Annotated in this window: 12 protein-coding genes and 4 tRNA genes; 5 read left to right on the top strand and 11 right to left on the bottom strand. The window is 36.7% G+C overall.

Annotated elements, in window-relative coordinates; genetic code table 11:
* Positions 1-31 precede the first annotated feature (31 nt).
* From AC5YDH_RS04365 to AC5YDH_RS04350, 4 genes are read left to right on the top strand one after another with little or no spacing between them, the layout of a single operon-like run.
* On the top strand, positions 32-1,825 hold the full coding sequence (locus AC5YDH_RS04365; protein ID WP_496117183.1) for an extracellular solute-binding protein: 1,794 nt from the start codon (positions 32-34) through the stop codon (positions 1,823-1,825).
* A 21-nt stretch (positions 1,826-1,846) separates the two neighbouring features.
* A complete protein-coding gene (locus tag AC5YDH_RS04360) occupies positions 1,847-2,914 on the top strand; it encodes a microcin C ABC transporter permease YejB (protein ID WP_496117097.1) in 1,068 nt (355 codons plus the stop codon).
* Positions 2,914-3,927 (top strand): ABC transporter permease, encoded by a 1,014-nt coding sequence (locus AC5YDH_RS04355; RefSeq protein ID WP_496117095.1) that lies wholly within the window; start codon positions 2,914-2,916, stop codon positions 3,925-3,927. Before AC5YDH_RS04360 ends, AC5YDH_RS04355 begins: the two co-directional genes overlap by 1 nt.
* Positions 3,902-5,488, top strand: a complete 1,587-nt coding sequence (locus AC5YDH_RS04350; RefSeq protein ID WP_496117093.1) for an ABC transporter ATP-binding protein — start codon at positions 3,902-3,904, stop codon at positions 5,486-5,488. The genes AC5YDH_RS04355 and AC5YDH_RS04350 overlap by 26 nt, the downstream gene beginning before the upstream one ends.
* 4 nt (positions 5,489-5,492) lie before the next feature.
* Here the strand turns inward: AC5YDH_RS04350 and AC5YDH_RS04345 are convergent, their stop codons facing one another.
* The 11 genes from AC5YDH_RS04345 to argG all read right to left on the bottom strand — a co-directional run bounded on the left by AC5YDH_RS04345 (position 5,493) and on the right by argG (position 16,268).
* Positions 5,493-6,194 (bottom strand): glutathione binding-like protein, encoded by a 702-nt coding sequence (locus AC5YDH_RS04345; protein ID WP_496117091.1) that lies wholly within the window; start codon positions 6,192-6,194, stop codon positions 5,493-5,495.
* Positions 6,195-6,320: 126 nt separating this feature from the next.
* Positions 6,321-6,396, bottom strand: a tRNA-Glu gene (locus AC5YDH_RS04340).
* A 46-nt stretch (positions 6,397-6,442) separates the two neighbouring features.
* Positions 6,443-6,518 (bottom strand) — tRNA-Glu (locus AC5YDH_RS04335).
* Between the two features lie 24 nt (positions 6,519-6,542).
* Positions 6,543-6,618 (bottom strand) — tRNA-Glu (locus AC5YDH_RS04330).
* 227 nt (positions 6,619-6,845) lie between these two features.
* On the bottom strand, positions 6,846-8,261 hold the full coding sequence (locus AC5YDH_RS04325) for an amino acid permease (RefSeq protein WP_496117089.1): 1,416 nt from the start codon (positions 8,259-8,261) through the stop codon (positions 6,846-6,848).
* Between the two features lie 109 nt (positions 8,262-8,370).
* Positions 8,371-8,446 (bottom strand) — tRNA-Glu (locus AC5YDH_RS04320).
* A 195-nt stretch (positions 8,447-8,641) separates the two neighbouring features.
* Positions 8,642-10,072, bottom strand: a complete 1,431-nt coding sequence (locus tag AC5YDH_RS04315) for an amino acid permease (protein ID WP_496117087.1) — start codon at positions 10,070-10,072, stop codon at positions 8,642-8,644.
* A 143-nt stretch (positions 10,073-10,215) separates the two neighbouring features.
* Positions 10,216-12,726, bottom strand: coding sequence for a TonB-dependent receptor plug domain-containing protein (locus AC5YDH_RS04310; RefSeq protein ID WP_496117085.1), 2,511 nt, complete (start codon positions 12,724-12,726; stop codon positions 10,216-10,218).
* 239 nt (positions 12,727-12,965) lie between these two features.
* Positions 12,966-13,625 carry a ribonuclease T gene (rnt, locus tag AC5YDH_RS04305; RefSeq protein WP_496117083.1) on the bottom strand — a complete coding sequence of 220 codons (660 nt, stop codon included), beginning with the start codon at positions 13,623-13,625 and terminating at the stop codon, positions 12,966-12,968.
* A complete protein-coding gene (pyrC, locus tag AC5YDH_RS04300; RefSeq protein WP_496117081.1) occupies positions 13,610-14,644 on the bottom strand; it encodes a dihydroorotase in 1,035 nt (344 codons plus the stop codon). The genes rnt and pyrC overlap by 16 nt, the downstream gene beginning before the upstream one ends.
* Before the next feature lie 280 nt (positions 14,645-14,924).
* Positions 14,925-16,268, bottom strand: coding sequence for an argininosuccinate synthase (argG, locus tag AC5YDH_RS04295; RefSeq protein ID WP_496117079.1), 1,344 nt, complete (start codon positions 16,266-16,268; stop codon positions 14,925-14,927).
* A 586-nt stretch (positions 16,269-16,854) separates the two neighbouring features.
* On the opposite strand from argG, the gene lldP reads away from it, so the two are divergent.
* Positions 16,855-18,525: an L-lactate permease gene (gene lldP / locus AC5YDH_RS04290; RefSeq protein WP_496117077.1), complete on the top strand. Its 1,671-nt coding sequence runs from the start codon at positions 16,855-16,857 to the stop codon at positions 18,523-18,525.
* Positions 18,526-18,545: the final 20 nt, after the last annotated feature.

Raw genomic sequence — 18,545 nt, 5'->3', positions numbered from 1 at the left:
GCTAAAACATTTATGTTTTGCTACGAGTCTGATGATTTTGACTCAATATGGGTGGTCTGCATTGCAGACCACTTCTTATATTGCCATACATAATCAGCCAAAATATGCAGGCTTATCGGCAATGCCTTATGCAAATCCTCATGCACCTAAAGGGGGGTATATTAGCCTCTCGGGGAAAGAAACCTTCGATAACTTAAATGCTATGAATGGTAAGGGGAGCGCTGTAGAGGGAATCGATTATGTTTTCGATTCATTGATGAAAAGTTCAATGGATGAGCCGGGAGTGATGTATCCATTACTTGCGGAAAAAGTGACTTTTGATCCTAAGCAGACTCAATATGTGATTTATCATTTAAACCCTAAAGCAAAATTTAGTGATGGTAGTCCGCTTACAGCTGTAGATGTGAAATTTACTTTTGATACTTATCAAGCAAAGTCGAACCCCGGTTTGCAAATGTATATTGCAGATTTGGCACAAACAGAAGTGTTGTCGAAACATCAAGTGAAGATGACCTTTAAATCTGCAAGTAATTCAGAAATGCCTCTAATTTTGGCATCGCTTCCTATTTACTCTAAAAAAGATTGGCAGAAACGAGATTTTACGAAGCTCACGATGCAACCTATTTTGGGTTCAGGGCCTTATATTATTGATCATATTGATGCAGGGCGAAGTATTCGTTATAAGCGGAATCCGAACTATTGGGCAAAAGATATTGCTGTAAATAAAGGTCGATATAATTTTGACCATATTAAATATGTCTATTACCGCAATTTAGATGTGGCATTTGAGGGATTTAAATCGGGGCAATACACATATCATGAAGAATACATGGCACGTAAATGGGTAACTGGTTATCAATTTCCTGCGGTAAAAGCAGGTATGGTGATACAAAAAGCATTTAAGCATCAAAACCCCATTACCACGCAGAGTTTTGTATTTAATACGCGAAAAAAACCATTTAATGATATACGTTTTCGCCAAGCATTAAGTTACGCCTATGATTTTGAATGGCAAAACAAAGCTTTGTTTTATGGGCAATATAAGCGTTTACCGAGCTATTTTTCTAACAGTGAGCTTGAAGCGAAGGGTGTGCCATCACCTGCGGAAATGAATATCTTAAAACCAATGCTTGCAAAATTGGATCCAATTCAAAAGCAGGGTGTTTTGAATGTTTGGAAAGCTCCCGTTTCCGATGCAAGTGGCTTTAATCGAAATAATTTATTAAAAGCACGTGAATTACTTTTAAAAGCAGGTTATCGCTATAAAAATGGGGTGCTATTAGACCATTCAGGTCAGCCGATCCAATTTGAGTTTTTAATATTCCAAGATAGTTTACAACGGACATTGATGCCTTATGTGCGTAACTTAAAACGCTTGGGAATTACTGTGAATGTTCGACAAATTGATGTGCCTCAATATATTGAGCGTATGCGTCGTTTTGACTTTGATATGACTACAAATGCTATGCCGCAGTCATTAAATCCAGGCAATGAACAAGCACAATTTTGGGGGAGTAAAGCCGCCAATGAGACTGGAAACTATAATTATGCTGGTATTAGAAATCCTGTGATTGATGAAGCGATTCAACTTGTGATTAATGCGCCAAATCGAGAGCAATTGATTATTCGCACCAAAGTTTTAGATCGCTTATTACGTTCAGGTTATTATCAAATTTTGACTTATGGTAAAGGTGAAAATTGGTTGGCATATTGGAATATGTACGAACAACCTAAAATAAAACCAAAATTAAATATAGGTGTCGATTATTGGTGGAGTAATCCTGAAAAAGCCAAGAAAGTGACACAGTATTTGCGTAAGCAGTAAAAGTCGAATTGGGGAGCATATATGGGTAGCTATATTTTAAAACGACTGTTACTGATTATTCCGACGCTTTTTTTTATTTTATTGATTAATTTTGTAGTTATTCAAATTGCACCTGGTGGCCCTGTTGAGCAAGCTATTCAAAAAGCAGAGTCATTTCAAGGTATGGGAAATACATCTACAGGTGAAACTGCTTCACAGTCGAGTACATATCAAGGAACAAAAGGGCTAAGCGATGAAATGGTGAAAAAAATCGAAGCACAATATGGTTTCGATAAGCCTGCACCTGAGCGCTTTTGGATGATGTTAAAAAGTTATATGCAGTTTGATTTTGGCACGAGTTTTTTTAAAGATAAACCTGTCACTCAACTGTTGTGGGAAAAGCTACCAGTATCGTTGTCCTTGGGCTTGTGGAGCACTTTGCTCATTTATTTAATTTCCATTCCTTTAGGTATTAAAAAAGCCAAACAACACGGGATGCTATTCGATAAATCGACTTCTATGTTGTTGGCAATTGGTTATGCCATTCCTGCTTTTGCTTTTGCTTTATTGCTTATTGTATTTTTTGCAGGTGGAACATATTTGCAATGGTTTCCTTTGCAAGGTTTGGTGTCTGAAAACTTTCAACAATTGGGTTTCTTTGAAAAAATTACTGATTATTTTTGGCATATGACTTTGCCTTTATTGGCAATGGTGATTGGTGGTTTTGCAGGCTTAACTTACTTAACGAAATATTCTTTTATGGAAGAGTTAAGTAAGCAATATGTACTCGCTGCTCGTTCGAAAGGATTAACTGAACGCCGTGTGTTGTATGGGCATGTATTTCGCAATGCTATGCTTATTGTTATTGCAGGCTTACCTGAAGCACTCATTGGTATCTTTTTTGTGGGGAACCTATTTATTGAAATTATTTTCAATCTAGATGGTTTGGGTTTGTTGGGATTTGAGGCAATTGTTCAGCGAGATTATCCTGTTATTTTTGGTACGCTGTTTTTATTTACCTTATTAGGATTATTGTTGCGCTTGTTGAGTGATGTACTTTATCAAGTGATTGATCCGAGAATTAATTTTGAATCTAGAGGAGATCGTTAATGTCTCCTTTAATGCGTGAACGTATTGCTAAATTTAAAGCCAATAAGTTAGGTTTTAGCTGCCTTATAATGTTCTTAGTGATTTTCTTCTTTTCACTTTGTGCAGAATTTATCGCAAATGATAAGCCATTACTTGTGAAATATGATGAATCCTATTATTTCCCTGTATTTAAAGATTATCCTGAAACTACATTTGGTGGGATATTTGAGACAGAGACAGAATATAAAGATCCTGTAGTAAAAGAGTTAATTGCTGAAAACGGCTGGGCTATATGGCCCATTATTAAGTTTTCTTATCAGTCACCGAATTTAGATTTGGCAGTACCTGTGCCGTCGCCACCTTCAGCACAAAATTGGCTCGGAACAGATGACCAAGGTCGTGATGTACTTGCCCGTATTTTGTATGGTTTAAGAGTGTCGCTATTATTTGGTTTTGCTTTGACCTTTGCTTCTGCAATTTTGGGTATTATTGTGGGGGCAATTCAAGGCTATTACGGTGGATGGATCGATTTAATTGGTCAGCGCATTTTAGAAGTGTGGGGCGGTTTACCTATGTTATTCATGGTGATGATTTTAGTCAGTATGTTTAGCCCAAGTATTTATTGGCTCTTTGTCATTATGTTGCTATTTGGATGGACTGCTTTAGTAGGACTGGTTCGGGCAGAGTTTTTACGTGCCCGAAATTTTGATTATGTACGTTCTGCACGAAGCTTAGGGGTAAATGATCGAACGATTATGTTTAGACATATTTTACCCAATGCTATGAGCTCAAGTTTGTCTCAATTACCGCTTATGCTCACTGCAAATATTACGGCTTTAACTGCATTGGATTTTCTAGGTTATGGTTTGCCACCAGGAACAGCATCTTTGGGCGAGTTATTACTACAAGGTAAAAATAATTTAACAGCACCTTGGCTTGCACTTTCGGGCTTTTTTACCCTGGCTATTGTGTTATCACTTTTAATTTATATTGGAGAGGCGACTCGCGATGCATTTGATCCAAGACGTCAATAATTCTCCATGCTTGTTACAAGTTGAACATTTAAAGATTCAACGTCAAGAGTACATTTTAGTTGAAGATCTGAACTTTAAGCTTCATGCAGGAAAAACTTTAGCCATAGTGGGGGAAAGCGGTTCAGGCAAGTCGATTAGTAGTTTAGCTCTTTTAGGATTGTTATCTTCAAGTTTAGATGTTTCTGGAAAGGTCATTTTTGAAAAGCAGAATCTTTTAGAGTTATCGGATACGCAATTTAGAAATATTCGTGGCAAAAAAATTGCGATGATTTTTCAAGAACCGATGACTGCCTTGAATCCATTACACACAGTGGAAAAGATCATTGGTGAAACTCTGCTTCTGAATGGATTAGGTAAAGAACAGGTTAAATCACGTGTTTTAGCGCTATTAGACGATGTTGGTATACCTAAGCCTATAGAAAAGCTAAAACGCTACCCACATGAGCTTTCAGGTGGTCAAAGGCAACGTGTCATGATTGCGATGGCATTGGCTCAAGATCCTGAAATTTTAATTGCCGATGAGCCCACGACTGCTTTAGATGTTAGTTTACAAGCCCAGATTTTAAATTTACTAAAATCGTTGCAACAATCACGCAATATGGCGATGATTTTAATAAGTCATGATTTAAATCTAGTACATCGATATGCTGATGATGTTGTGGTGATGAATCAAGGTCAAGTAGAAGAGCAAAACTCGGTAGAACAAATATTTAACTTTCCACAAACATGGTATACCCAGACACTACTCGAACAAGATTTTGGTCAAGCTCTAAAAATTGAAGCACAGAATGAGTTACTGCTGTTAAACCGTTTGGAGGTCAAGTTTCCTATTAAACAAGGCTTACTTAATCGTGTGAAAGATTATGTAACTGCTGTAGAGGCTTTGGATTTAACGGTTTTACAAGGTGAGTCGATTGGAGTAGTTGGGGAAAGTGGTTCAGGTAAAAGTTCATTAGCCTTGGCAGTGGCTCGCCTAATTGAAAGTGAAGGGCAAATACATCTACTTGGACATGATTTAAATGTACTTAAAGAAAAACAATTACGCCCTTTGCGTGAATATTTTCAGATCGTTTTTCAAGATCCTTTCAGTAGTTTAAATCCACGTTTAAATGTAGAGCAAATTATATCTGAAGGGTTATATCTAAAAAAAATGTCCGCTACAGACATTTTACAGCGTGTTGATCAGGCTTTAGAAAAAGTTGAATTACCTGTTTCTTTTAAGTCCCGTTATCCGCATGAGCTATCTGGTGGGCAAAGACAGCGTATTGCATTGGCGCGAGCTTTGGTTTTAAGGCCTAAATTGCTTATTTTGGATGAGCCTACATCTGCATTAGATAGAACCACTCAAAAAGCCGTAGTGGAGCTTCTACGACGCTTACAGCGTGAAGAAGGTATGAGCTATATCTTTATTAGCCATGATTTAAAAGTTGTGCGTGCATTATGTCAGAAAGTGCTTGTTTTACATCATGCTCAAGTGATGGAGTTTCAAGAAACAGAACAATTATTTAGTCAGCCTAAAACTGAATATACACGTGAGTTAATTGCTGCAAGTCAGTATTAAATAATCACCAAGATGATTTCCAATAATCATTAAACACCTTTTGAGACCATTGACCTTTTTTTAGGCTTCTTTGAAAAGCAGGACGTTGATTAATGTTTTCAAGATAAGCCTCAATATGAGGGAAACTATTACAAGACTCTAAGGTAGTGACATAAGTAAGAACAGGAAACCACAGTAATATATCTGCGATGGTGAATTGATCTCCTGCAAACCAGTGATGTTTTGCTAAATGAAGATCAATCGCTTGTATATGTTGTTTGAGTACGGGATTCAAATAAGCTTGATCAAAAGCATATTTTATTATTTTAGGAACAAGTCTGAATAAGAAAGGCGATTGAATCATAATTTGATGAAATACTTGCTTTAAAACTAAATCAGGTAGTAATGTCGCTTCAGAGAAATTTTTCCAATAGTAATAATGATGATTGTGATTATGCAGTTGCATGTTGTTATTCGTGTTTTGTGAATAAAAAATTAAATATTCCATAATTGCTGTGGATTCTTTCAAAATAAATTTTTCTTGTTGATTTGTAATTTGAACAGTTGGAAATTTTGCTGTTATATCTAATTTTTTGAGTTGTTCGAATCCTAAATCATTTACGTGTGTAGTACACAGGGTAATTTCATATTCTAATTTAAGTTCTTCTAATAACCATATTATTCGTTGAGATCTAGAGTTGGGTAAATGAAATAATTGAATGTGCATAATGATAAATCTCTGTTTTATTTATTATTCAAAAATAGTGCATGCCATGTAAATAAAAATATAGGCAAAAAAAAGCCCAAGTCTTAAATGCTTGGGCTTTTTTATAAGATGTTTCCATCTTGAATGTGGCGTCCCTACGGGGATTCGAACCCCGGTTACCGCCGTGAAAGGGCGATGTCCTAGGCCTCTAGACGATAGGGACAGTACAGAAGATAAATTTTAAAACCGTTACTTTGTACTTTAAGTAATGGCGTCCCTACGGGGATTCGAACCCCGGTTACCGCCGTGAAAGGGCGATGTCCTAGGCCTCTAGACGATAGGGACTTAATAAAATGTACTTCTGAAAATTGGCGTCCCTACGGGGATTCGAACCCCGGTTACCGCCGTGAAAGGGCGATGTCCTAGGCCTCTAGACGATAGGGACGTTTCAGAGGTGGGCGTATATTAGGGTGAAATGAGTAGGGTGTCAAACGCTTTTCTATAAAATAAATGTGTAATGTAATCGAATGGATAATTTATCGACATTATTGAGTTTAAATATACAAAAAAGGCTAAAAATTGAAAAGAGAAAGAAATTTAAGCTTTAAAAAGTTTTTAATATTATTTTTAGTATCATAAAAAAAGAGCAACTGAAGTTGCTCTTTTTCATTGTTATTCAGACTTATTGTGGTAAAGCGTATAGTAACTTACGTAACAAAGACCGATAAATGCTAAACAGCCAAAGAAACTGATTTGCAATGATGGATCAAAGACCATACTTACACAGGTAATAAAGCAGAATATAAAACCTAAAATTGGCACTATTGGGAAAAATGGGGCAGCAAAGCCTAATTCTTCTTTTGTGCGTCCTGATTTATACCATTCACGTCGGAAATTGAATTGGCTTAAGCAAATGCTCATCCAAACGACTACCATTGTAAATGCTGCAATACCAAGTAAATTGGTGAAAATTGTTTCAGGCGCAAATTGTTCAGAAAGCAAACCTGGTAAACCACCAATCATGGTCACAATAACAGCCACATATGGAATACCTCGTTTATTCACTTTTGAAAATACAGCAGGAAGCTGTTTTTTATATGAAAGTGACCACATCATACGAGATGCAGCAAATAAACCAGAGTTCGCAGCAGATAATAGTGCCGTAATAATTACGAAACGAATAATATCTTCTGCATAAGGAATACCAATGTGCTGGAATACTGTTACGAATGGACTGCTACTTACACCTTCCGCATTTAAACCCGCTTCTTGATGAGGTAGTAGTGAGGTTACAACAATAATTGTACCTACAAAGAAAATTAATAGGCGGAAAATAGCAGTATTAATTGCTTTAGGCACATTTTTCGCAGGGTCTTTAGTTTCACCTGCAGCAACACCAATTAACTCTGTACCTGAAAAGGCAAAGTTAACAATAAGCATTGTTGTGAAAATAGGGAATAGACCTTCAGGGAAAAAGCCTTGAGCGGTTAAGTTTGTGAAAAGAGGAGCTGATTCAAAACCGCGATAATCAAGTAGACCAAAAATTGCGAGTAAACCTAAAAGAATAAAAGCAACAACGGTAATAACTTTAATTAGAGCTAGCCAAAATTCAGATTCAGCAAACCATTTGGTTGAAATCATGTTGAGAGTAAACACGAAAACACCAAAAATAAGTGTCCACATCCACATTGAACTGTCAGGGAACCATTCCTGCATTAAAAGTGCAGCAGCGGTAAATTCAGTTCCAAGGGTTACTGACCATGTTAGCCAATATAACCATGTGATGGTATAGCCTGTGCCTGGTCCAATATAGCGTTTTGCATAAGCGCCAAAAGAACCTGATTCAGGCATGTGTACGGCAAGCTCTCCTAAGCATAGCATTACCATATATGCGATAATACCACCTAGGAAATAAGCAATAATGGCACCTACTGGCCCCGTTTGTGCAATGACTTCACCCGACCCTAAAAATAGGCCTGTTCCGATTGCACCGCCAAGTGAAATCATAACAAGATGTCGAGTACTCATAGCGCGTTTTAAAGGCGCAGAATTGCCCTGATGCGAAGCATCATTCGGAGATGAGTGCATAGGATTTTAGAAAGTAGATAAAAGAAGCGATCCATTGTAGTGAAAAACTACAAATCTGCAATTAAATTATAAGAATTTTGTATAACGAGTGATCGCATGATGCGATATATGGCGTCCCTACGGGGATTCGAACCCCGGTTACCGCCGTGAAAGGGCGATGTCCTAGGCCTCTAGACGATAGGGACGTTTTGAGGTGATGGCTATATTATGGGGTTTTAAACAGAGTGTCAAACGACAAATCTCGTTATTTGGCTAAAAATAATCTGTTTGTATAATTTTTGGTAAATATTTTAAAAGTGAATTAATTTATATGCTTATTTAGACCAGTAGATAAGTAGTTTTTTTGAAAAAAGCGCAATTCGAAAATTGCGCTTAATATTTTAAACTTTCTTATGATATAGCCCATAATATGCGACATAGCATAGACTCATAAAAATTAGGCAACCAATAAAGCCTGAAAGCATTTCAGGATCTGCAGCCATACTTAAGCCTGTTAATGTGCAACATGCAAAACCTACAATCGGTACAAGTGGAAACAAAGGAGTACGGAATTTTAATTCAGTAATACTGTGACCTTGCTTTAACCATTGGCGACGGAAATTAAATTGACTCCAGCAAATACTCATCCACACAATAACCATGGTAAATGCGGCAACTCCCATGAGGTTTTTAAAGATGACATCTGCACCAAATTGTTCAGATAATAAGCCAGGTAAGCCACCAATCATTGTGACTAAAACAGCTAAAACAGGAATACCAGATTTAGATAATTTTGAGAAAATTTGAGGTAATTGTTTCTGAGCGGAAAGTGCCCACATCATACGTGATGCGGCATATAAACCTGAGTTTGCAGTCGATAATAATGCAGTAATAATCACAAAACGAATAAAGTCTTCAGCGTATGGAATTCCCATTTGAGTGAATACAGAAACGAAAGGGCTACTGCTTAAACCACCATGACCACCGACTTGTAATCCTGTACTGGTGTAGGTTAGTAGTGAACTAATAACAATAATGGTACCTACAAAGAAAATAATTAAACGCCAAACTGCAGCATGGATAGCTTTAGGAATATTTTTTTCTGGATTTTCAGTTTCACCTGCGGCAATACCAATCATCTCTGTACCATTAAATGCAAAGTTTACAATTAATAGTGTTGTGAAAAGAGGAATTAGACCATTAGGTAGCCAACCATGTTCGGTTAAGTTGCTAAAAAGTGGTGCTGATTCATATCCTTGAAATGGAATAACACCAAAAATACAAGCAAAACCAAGAATAATAAATAAAAGCACGGTTGCTACTTTAATAAATGATAACCAAAATTCAGATTCTGCAAATGTACGTGTTGAGCTTAAGTTTGAAATAAGTACGCCAGTTGCAAAAATGAGTGTCCATAACCAGACGGATGTTTGAGGAAACCATTCTTGCATGAGGATTGCTGCTGCTGTGAATTCTGTTCCGAGGGTTGCCGACCAACCTAGCCAGTACATCCAAGAGACCATATAACCTGTACCAGGACCAATATAGTTAGTTGCAAATGCACCAAAAGATCCAGATACAGGGAGATGAACTGCAAGTTCACCTAGGCAGAGCATCACCATATAGGCAATTAAGCCACCAATAATATAGGCAAGCACAGCACCAAGAGGTCCAGCCTGGGAAATAACTTGTCCTGAACCCATAAATAAGCCAGTACCAATTGCACCGCCTAATGACAACATGATTAGGTGACGTGAGGTCATAGCGCGTTTAAGCATAGGGGAGCTATCGTCAGCAGGCTTGTGCTGAGACGATCGAGAGGGAGATTGCATAATTGAGGAGAGGGGTGAAGAGTGTTATTTGAGTATAAGAAGCGTTAATAATCACGTAAATCAGGTTTTTCTGATGATGAATGAGTAGGTGATTTGAATGAATGATAAAAAAGAAAAGAGCCTCAAAGGCTCTTTAATTCAGATTAAAACTTAAAGGTAATATCGGCAATGAAGCGACGCCCTTCTTCAGAATATAATATACCATCACTGTCGGTCGCTTTGTTATGCTTGTTTAAAATATTATTTACCGTGATACCAAAACTTAGTTGCTGGTCTTTTTTTATAGCCCAATCGTAAGTTAATCGTGCGTCCCAGTTAAATTTGCTCGAAAATTTTTCTGCTGTATAAATGGCAATATCTTTATGTTCACCTACTGTAATTTTTTCAGTTGTTTTCATGTTGTATGTTGTTGGTGAACGATAGTAGAAAAAGTTGTCTAGTTTCCATGGAAGATTAGTTCCTTCAATTAACCAATTCAACCTTGCTGTAAATGGAGCATCTTTAGTTGGTAGTTCTCCGAAAACATAAACCTTGCCATTTAGGTAGACATATTTATCATTATCTGTATCGGTTGAGCTATAACTTGGTGTATATGTATCTTGCTTTACAAAGCTAAGTCCTAGATTTAATTTATGTCGAGTATTTCCAAATCGAAACGGTGTGATATTTGACAAGCTGATAGTATATGTATCTGCTGTACCACCATATTGATTGGTAAAGATACGTGGTGTTGTTGCACTAGTGCGAATTTGGTCATTGAATTCGCGATTGACCCATTTAAAACCTAAGGCAATATTATTAAATTGTGTTCCAACTGCAAATAATTTTTCATCACTATAAGGTGTATTAAGGTCAGTTGGTGCGACACCACCAACATTACTATTAGCTTTGTAAACCCAGCCATAATTATTCTCAGAATCCCAATTAGTATTATAATTGGTTGTTGAGCGAGTTAAATTCCCTCGACCTTCATAACCAGTATAATCAAGTTCTGTATTTAAATAGGTTACACCATAATAGCGATTAAAACCTGTACCGATTTTTAGTAATTCATTTGAAAAGGGTTTGTATTCAAAATAACTGCGAGGAGCAATATTTAAATTAGAAGTTAAGCTTTCATAATCAGCTCGAACACCAAGAATACCTGTAAAATTTTTCCAATTTATTTTGTCTTCTAGAAAAATAGCACCTTTGTCTTGGCGTACATCATACTTTCCAGCTTGATAATACTGGCCAGAGGTGATGTATTGTCCTTCAATGTTATTATTGTTAAGTACTGATGTACATAAAATATCACCGGTAGCACAAACTAAGCCATTTTGCATCTTTCGACCAGTAAATTGCGCATAACTGCTTTCACGTTCTAAAGAGGCTTTATTATGTTGATAGTTAATACCTGTTTTAAATGTGTGTTGTGTTTCTCCCCATTGTAATGGTAAAAAACTTGCTTTGATATCGTAATTTAAACTGCTCTGCATGGTTTTAATGTCGCCACCAACATTACCATCAAATTGTGATGTTGAATTATCTAACCAGTCTTTTGAACCTTCTAAACGTGTCCATAGAACATAATAATCTTGTGCTTGTTGACGTTGATATTCGGAATTTCTGTAGTTTAAATTTTGTTCTATTGTTGCTCGATCTAGTTTGTGTGTAGCTCCAATTCTAAAGGTATTGGTTTTTGTAACAAGATTGTAATCTGAATTTATACTACGAGTCATAAATCCATTTTTATCATATTGATAATTTTCAATACCAAATTGGAAGTTATGATTTTTTGATGGGGTGTAATAAAGTGTAAAACCAATATTCTCATTCTTTTGTTGAGTATCGAGTTCTTTTTTAGGGTTAAATAAACTAGTTAATGGTAAGTCGGAAGTACGGCGGCTAAAAATAGCATTTATGCCAAATTGCTCATTGAGCCGCGTGTATAAGTTAGCGCTAATTCCTTGTGTTACATATTCTTTATGGTATTTATTAGTTGATATTGTTGTCGGGATTTCTTCTGAATCATCATACTCTTGTTGATCTACATAATTGAAACGTGACCAAGCATCAGTTGTATAGTCATAACTCAAAGTACCATGAACTTTACCAATTTCTGATTTTGGGGCACATGTTTTTGCGGAAATAACTCCTCCCATAAAATCACCATGTTCAGCACTGGCATTGCTGTCAATAACTTCTAATTCACAAAGTAGATCAGTATTGATATTGGCTGTTTGTGCTTGGCTAGGTGCACCATATAGATAATTGTCTGCACGACCAACGGGATCTAGAGTGTTGCTAGTATTCACACCATTGACAATAAATTTATTGTCGTAAAATTTTGCACCATTAATAGATATTTTTTCGGGCGAAAGAGATGCTTGATCTGCACTACTTAAAGCATCTCTTTGAAATTGTACATTGGTATTTGTTTTTAAAAACTCGGCAATTGTTTTTTTGCCATTGGGCATATTTTGTAACTGTTCTTTTGTATATATGGTTTTTCCCACTTCATTTTCATTTTCTGCTTTTAATGAAATAGTATTTAAGGTAACTGATGTTTGGGGAGTGTTTTTATCTAATGTGTCTGTTATAGATTCAGCGTAAATTGAAGTGCTAAGAATAGAAAATATAGCAAAGCTAAGCGGGTTACGAGAAAATGACATAGGGGATAAATAATTAAAATAACAATGAGAGTGATTATCATTAAATAAATAAACAAAATCAATGCAAATGAGAATTATTTACAATATGAAAAACCGATTTTATTTATTGTTTTTTTATATGAAGCTTGATTTTGTTGTTAGACGTATATAATTAGTACATATAAAAAACCTCCCAAACGATCAATATTGTTTAGATAAAAAACATATTAATGGTCGGGAGGTTTTTAAATTTGGATAGATTATTGTTCTGTAAAAAGCGTATCTGCTAAATGTGGAGCAAGTTTATTCAAAATAAAGCAGAAAAGTTCAGCCGTTTTTTGAGTGTCATAAAGAGCAGAGTGTGCTTCTTTACCATCAAATTCAATACCCGCTTGAATGCAAGATTTTGCAAGAACGGTTTGACCAAACATTACAGCACTTAAAGTAACTGTATCAAACACAGAAAAACTGTGGAATGGGTTTTGGTTTTTTGTTCCTGTACGTGCAATAGCTGCTTGTACAAAACCTAAATCGAAATGTGCATTATGTCCAACTAAAACAGCATGCGTGCAGTTCTGTTGGCGACGTACTTCATTTACAGCTTTAAAAATACGCTTTAATGCAGACTTTTCATCTTCAGCCATTGCAACGCGCATAGGGTTGAATGGATCTATACCAATAAAGTCTAAAGATCTACGGTCTAAATTTGCACCTTCAAATGGGTTAATGTGTGCGTGATACGCTTCACCCGGAACAAATTGACCTTCCGCATTGTAAATAATGGGAATAGCTGCGATTTCTAATAATGCATCGGTCTGTGAATTGAAACCTGCTGTTTCTACATCGACAACAACAGGTAGGAAGCCACGGAAACGCTGACCAATGATTGGTAGAGTTTCGTCTGTCACAATTTTCTCCATTGGATCGTTTTGCCCGCATAAAGAGGGACAATTTTTTCACCATCCAAATAGTCTAAACTTTCAGGGATAATTTGGTCTTCTTTTACCAATGTAATGGTGTTGGTATTGCGTGGAAGACCATAGAAGTCTGCACCGAAATGGCTAGCAAAACCTTCTAATCGATCAATTTTACCAACTTGATCGAAGGCTTGAGCATAAAGTTCAATAGCAGTAGGCGCACTATAACATCCTGCACAACCACATGCATTCTCTTTAGCATTTTTAGAGTGAGGGGCGCTATCCGTTCCTAAGAAAAACTTAGGATTCCCACTTGTTGCCACTTCTAATAGTGTTTGCTGATGTGTTTGGCGCTTTAAAATTGGCAAGCAATAAAAATGTGGTTTAACACCGCCAACAAGCATGTCATTACGATTAAACAATAAGTGCTGAGGTGTAATAGTGGCAGCAACATTACGGTCGTGCTCTAAAACAAAGTTTGCAGCCTCACTTGTTGTAATGTGTTCTAAAACAAGTTTTAAACCAGGAAATTGTTTCATGAGTGGTGAAAGTACTTCATCTAAGAAGCGTTTCTCACGATCAAAAATATCAACATGATTGTGTGTTACTTCGCCATGCAATAGCAATGGAACTTGATGTTTTTCAAGTTGTTCAATAACCGAATAAACTTTGCTAATGTCGCTTACACCGTTATCTGAATTGGTGGTTGCGCCAGCAGGATAGAGTTTGATGGCATTTACATGTTCAGATTTCTTAATTTTTAAGATTTCTTTTGGTGAAGTTTGATCTGTAAAGTACAGCACCATACGAGGGTCAAATTCAATCCCTTCAGGCACATGTGCCATAATACGACTACGATATGCTTCCGCTTCCTCCACTGTTTTAACGGGTGGAACTAAGTTGGGCATGCAGATTGCACGAGAAAATTGTTTTGCAAGATCGGGTACTGTACGTTCTAAAGCGAGTCCATCACGTAAATGAGCATGCCAATCATCAGGCTGAAGCAAGGTTATCGTATTCAAAATAATTCTTACTAAAAAATAAAATAAATGATAATCGAAATAGGGTTAAATTGGTAACCGCAAAAATGAATAAAGAGATAGATTTAAGTAAATATTTGCTAATTTTTTGAGTGTAATTTAAGCAATTAAAATTTCTTTTGTGTTTGTGATAATTTTTTTATTTTAAAAGAGAAGTTGATGGTTTTGAGATGTATATATTGGATTTATTTTTAGTGGATTAATAGTAAATCACACATAAAAAAACCGCTCATAGGAGCGGTTTTTTTGACATTAAACAAACTTATTTGTTTTTGTCTTTTAGTTGAGGAACAGCAGAACCTGTACCTACAGCCAATAAACCAGTATTTGTATAAATACCTAATTTAGCGCGAGTATCTGTAATATCCAAGTTACGCATAGTCAATTGACCAATACGATCCATTGGAGAGAACATTGAATCACCTTTTTCCATAGTTAAGCGTTCAGCTTCGTATGTGAGGTTTTCAGATTCAGTGTTCATGATTGTGTAATCATTACCACGACGAAGTTCTAAAGTAACTGTACCTGTTACAGCTTTAGCTACCCAGCGTTGAGCAGTTTCACGAAGCATAAGCGCTTGAGAATCGAACCAACGACCTTGGTAAAGAAGACGACCTAAACGTAAACCATTAATACGGTATTGTTCGATTGTATCTTCGTTATGAATACCTGTCACAAGACGCTCATAAGCGATGTGAAGAAGTGCCATACCCGGAGCTTCGTAAATACCACGAGATTTAGCTTCGATAATACGGTTTTCGATTTGGTCAGACATACCTAAACCATGACGACCACCGATACGGTTCGCTTCAAGAATAAACTCTACTGGATCTTCGATACGTTGACCGTTGATTGCAACAGGGAAACCTTCTTCAAAAGTAATAGATACTTCTTCAGGTTTGATTTCAACTTCGTCTTTCCAGAACGCAACGCCCATGATTGGGTCTACGATTTTGATACCCGCATTCAGGTATTCAAGATCTTTTGCTTCGTGAGTTGCACCTAACATGTTTGAATCTGTTGAGTATGCTTTCTCTTTTGACATTTTGTAGTCAAAACCGTTGTCGATGAGGAACTGTGACATTTCTGCACGGCCGCCAAGCTCATCAATAAAGGTTTGATCTAACCACGGCTTGTAAATTTTAAGCGCAGGGTTAGTTAAAAGACCATAACGGTAGAAACGCTCAATGTCGTTACCTTTATAAGTTGAGCCATCGCCCCAGATGTTTACGTCATCTTCTTTCATTGCTGTAACAAGCATAGTACCTGTTACTGCACGACCTAAAGGTGTTGTGTTGAAGTATGGAACGCCACCTGTAGAAATATGGAACGCGCCACATTGAATTGCAGCAATACCTTCTAATGCAAGTTGTAAGCGGCAATCAACTAAGCGTGCTTTTACAGCGCCATAAGCTTCTGCTTTCTTAGGGATGGCATCGTAGTCATCTTCATCTGGTTGACCTAAGTTTGCTGTATAAGCATAAGGTTCTGCACCTTTTTGTTTCATCCACAAAAGAGCTGCTGAAGTATCTAGACCACCAGAAAAGGCGATACCAACTTTTTTGCCTACTGGTACATTCTGCAAGATAGTTGCATTGTCAGTCATTGTTAATCCTAACTTTCTAAAACAGGCACCATATTTGGTGGCCAAGGAGAATCTTTATCTACATATTGTAGCACCTTTAAAACAGCTTGGATTCGCAAAAAAAGGAATTTTTAAAAAAATCTAAAGATTTTTTATGAGTGGTGACTTTTATTTTTATGATGTTGTTTATTGAGGATATTTATTATGAGAGGGTTTTATTAAAGAGCGTATTTTAGTAAGCATTGCTCTACAAAAGGTTGAAATTAGTACCAATATTTTACTGAGTTTTTGTTCTTTTTATATGGGTTAGACTAAAGTTTATGACATGTAGTGAGAATAATTCCTATTTGAAATAAAATTAATAAAAACAATAATTTGATTTTTTATGCTGTTTGATAAAAGTTGCTATAAAAATAAAAATAGCGTCAATATTGGTATGACCAATAATATAATTTAAATTTAATATTGATCTTAAAAGAAACAGAAATTACCATTGTGGCAAAAATATCCAGTAATAATTCTTAGGTAAACTATTATTGGTCAGACCAATGTCATCGATTGAACGACGTCCATTTTGATTGCAAACACGCAAAAGCATTTCAAGGAGATGACAATGCTTCAAAATTGGCAACAGATTTATGACCCGATGGGCAATATTTGGATTTCAAGTATTGTCGCATTAATTCCAATTGTATTTTTCTTTTTGGCACTTGCTGTTTTTCGTATGAAAGGTAGCGTTGCTGGAACAATTACAGTGGTTTTAGCTTTACTTGTTTCTTTATTTGCGTATGGCATGCCTTCGCAAATGGCTTTCGCTTCACTTGTTTATGGTTTTTTATACGGTTTATGGCCAATTGCATGGATTATTATCGGTGCATTGTTTCTTTATAAAATTTCGGTGAAAACAGGGCAGTTCGATATTATTCGTTCTTCTATTTTATCGATCACTGAAGATCAGCGTTTACAGATGCTATTGGTCGGTTTTGCATTTGGTACTTTCTTAGAAGGTGCAGCAGGCTTTGGTGCGCCAGTTGCAATTACAGCCGCTCTTTTAGTGGGTTTAGGATTTAAACCGTTATATGCCGCAGGATTGTGCTTGATTGTGAATACAGCTCCTGTTGCATTTGGCGCAATGGGTATTCCAATTATTGTTGCGGGTCAGGTTTCTGGTGTAGATACAATGGAAATCAGCCAAATGGTGGGTCGTCAATTACCATTCATGGTGCCAATTGTATTGATTTGGATCATGGCAATTATGGATGGATGGCGCGGTGTTAAAGAAACATGGCCTGCAATTTTTGTGGGTGGTGGATCGTTTGCACTTGCTCAATATTTAACATCTAACTTTGTTGGTCCAGAACTTCCAGATATTACAGCGGCAATTGCATCATTAGTAAGTTTAACGATACTTCTTAAGTGTTGGAAACCCAAGCATATCTTCCGTTTTGAAGATCACGATTCTCAGGTAGATGTGGCGGTTGCTGAAGCTGCACGTAAAACCTATTCAGTAGGTCAAATTATAAAAGCATGGTCTCCATTTGCTGTACTGACTGCAATGGTTACTGTGTGGAGTATCAAACCATTTAAGGATTTATTTGTAAAAGGTGGTCCTTTAAATGATTTTGTTATCTCTATTAAAGTGCCATTTTTACATCAAATGATTCAAAAAATGCCACCTGTTGTTGCAGATGTAACTGATTACGATGCCATTTATAAATTTGACTGGTTATCTGCAACAGGTACAGCAATTATGATTGCTGCAATCATCACCATTATTTATTTAAAAATGAAGCCGAGTGATGCTGTAAAAACTTTTGGTGAAACTGTCGGTGAACTTAAAACACCTATTTATTCAATTGGTATGGTGTTGTCATTTGCCTTTATTGCGAACTATTCAGGTATGTCTGCAACGCTCGCATTGGCACTTGCACATACAGGTCAAGCATTTACATTTTTCTCACCATTCTTAGGTTGGATTGGCGTGTTCTTAACAGGTTCAGATACATCTGCAAATGCCTTGTTCTCTGCACTCCAAGCAACGACAGCTCAACAAATTGGTGTGCCTGAAGTATTACTTGTTGCTGCGAATACGAGTGGTGGCGTAACAGGAAAAATGATTTCTCCTCAATCTATCGCAATTGCTTGTGCGGCTGTAGGTCTTGTTGGTAAAGAGTCTGATTTATTCCGTTTTACAGTGAAACACAGTATAACGTTCACTGTGATGATCGGTATTATTATCACTCTACAAGCTTATGTGTTCCCATGGATGATTCCATGATAGGTAATTGAGGATCATAA

The sequence above is a fragment of the Acinetobacter sp. FY683 genome, assembly GCF_059515885.1.
Note: the sequence above shows the minus strand (reverse complement) of the source record. Positions and strands in the feature narration are given on the sequence as shown.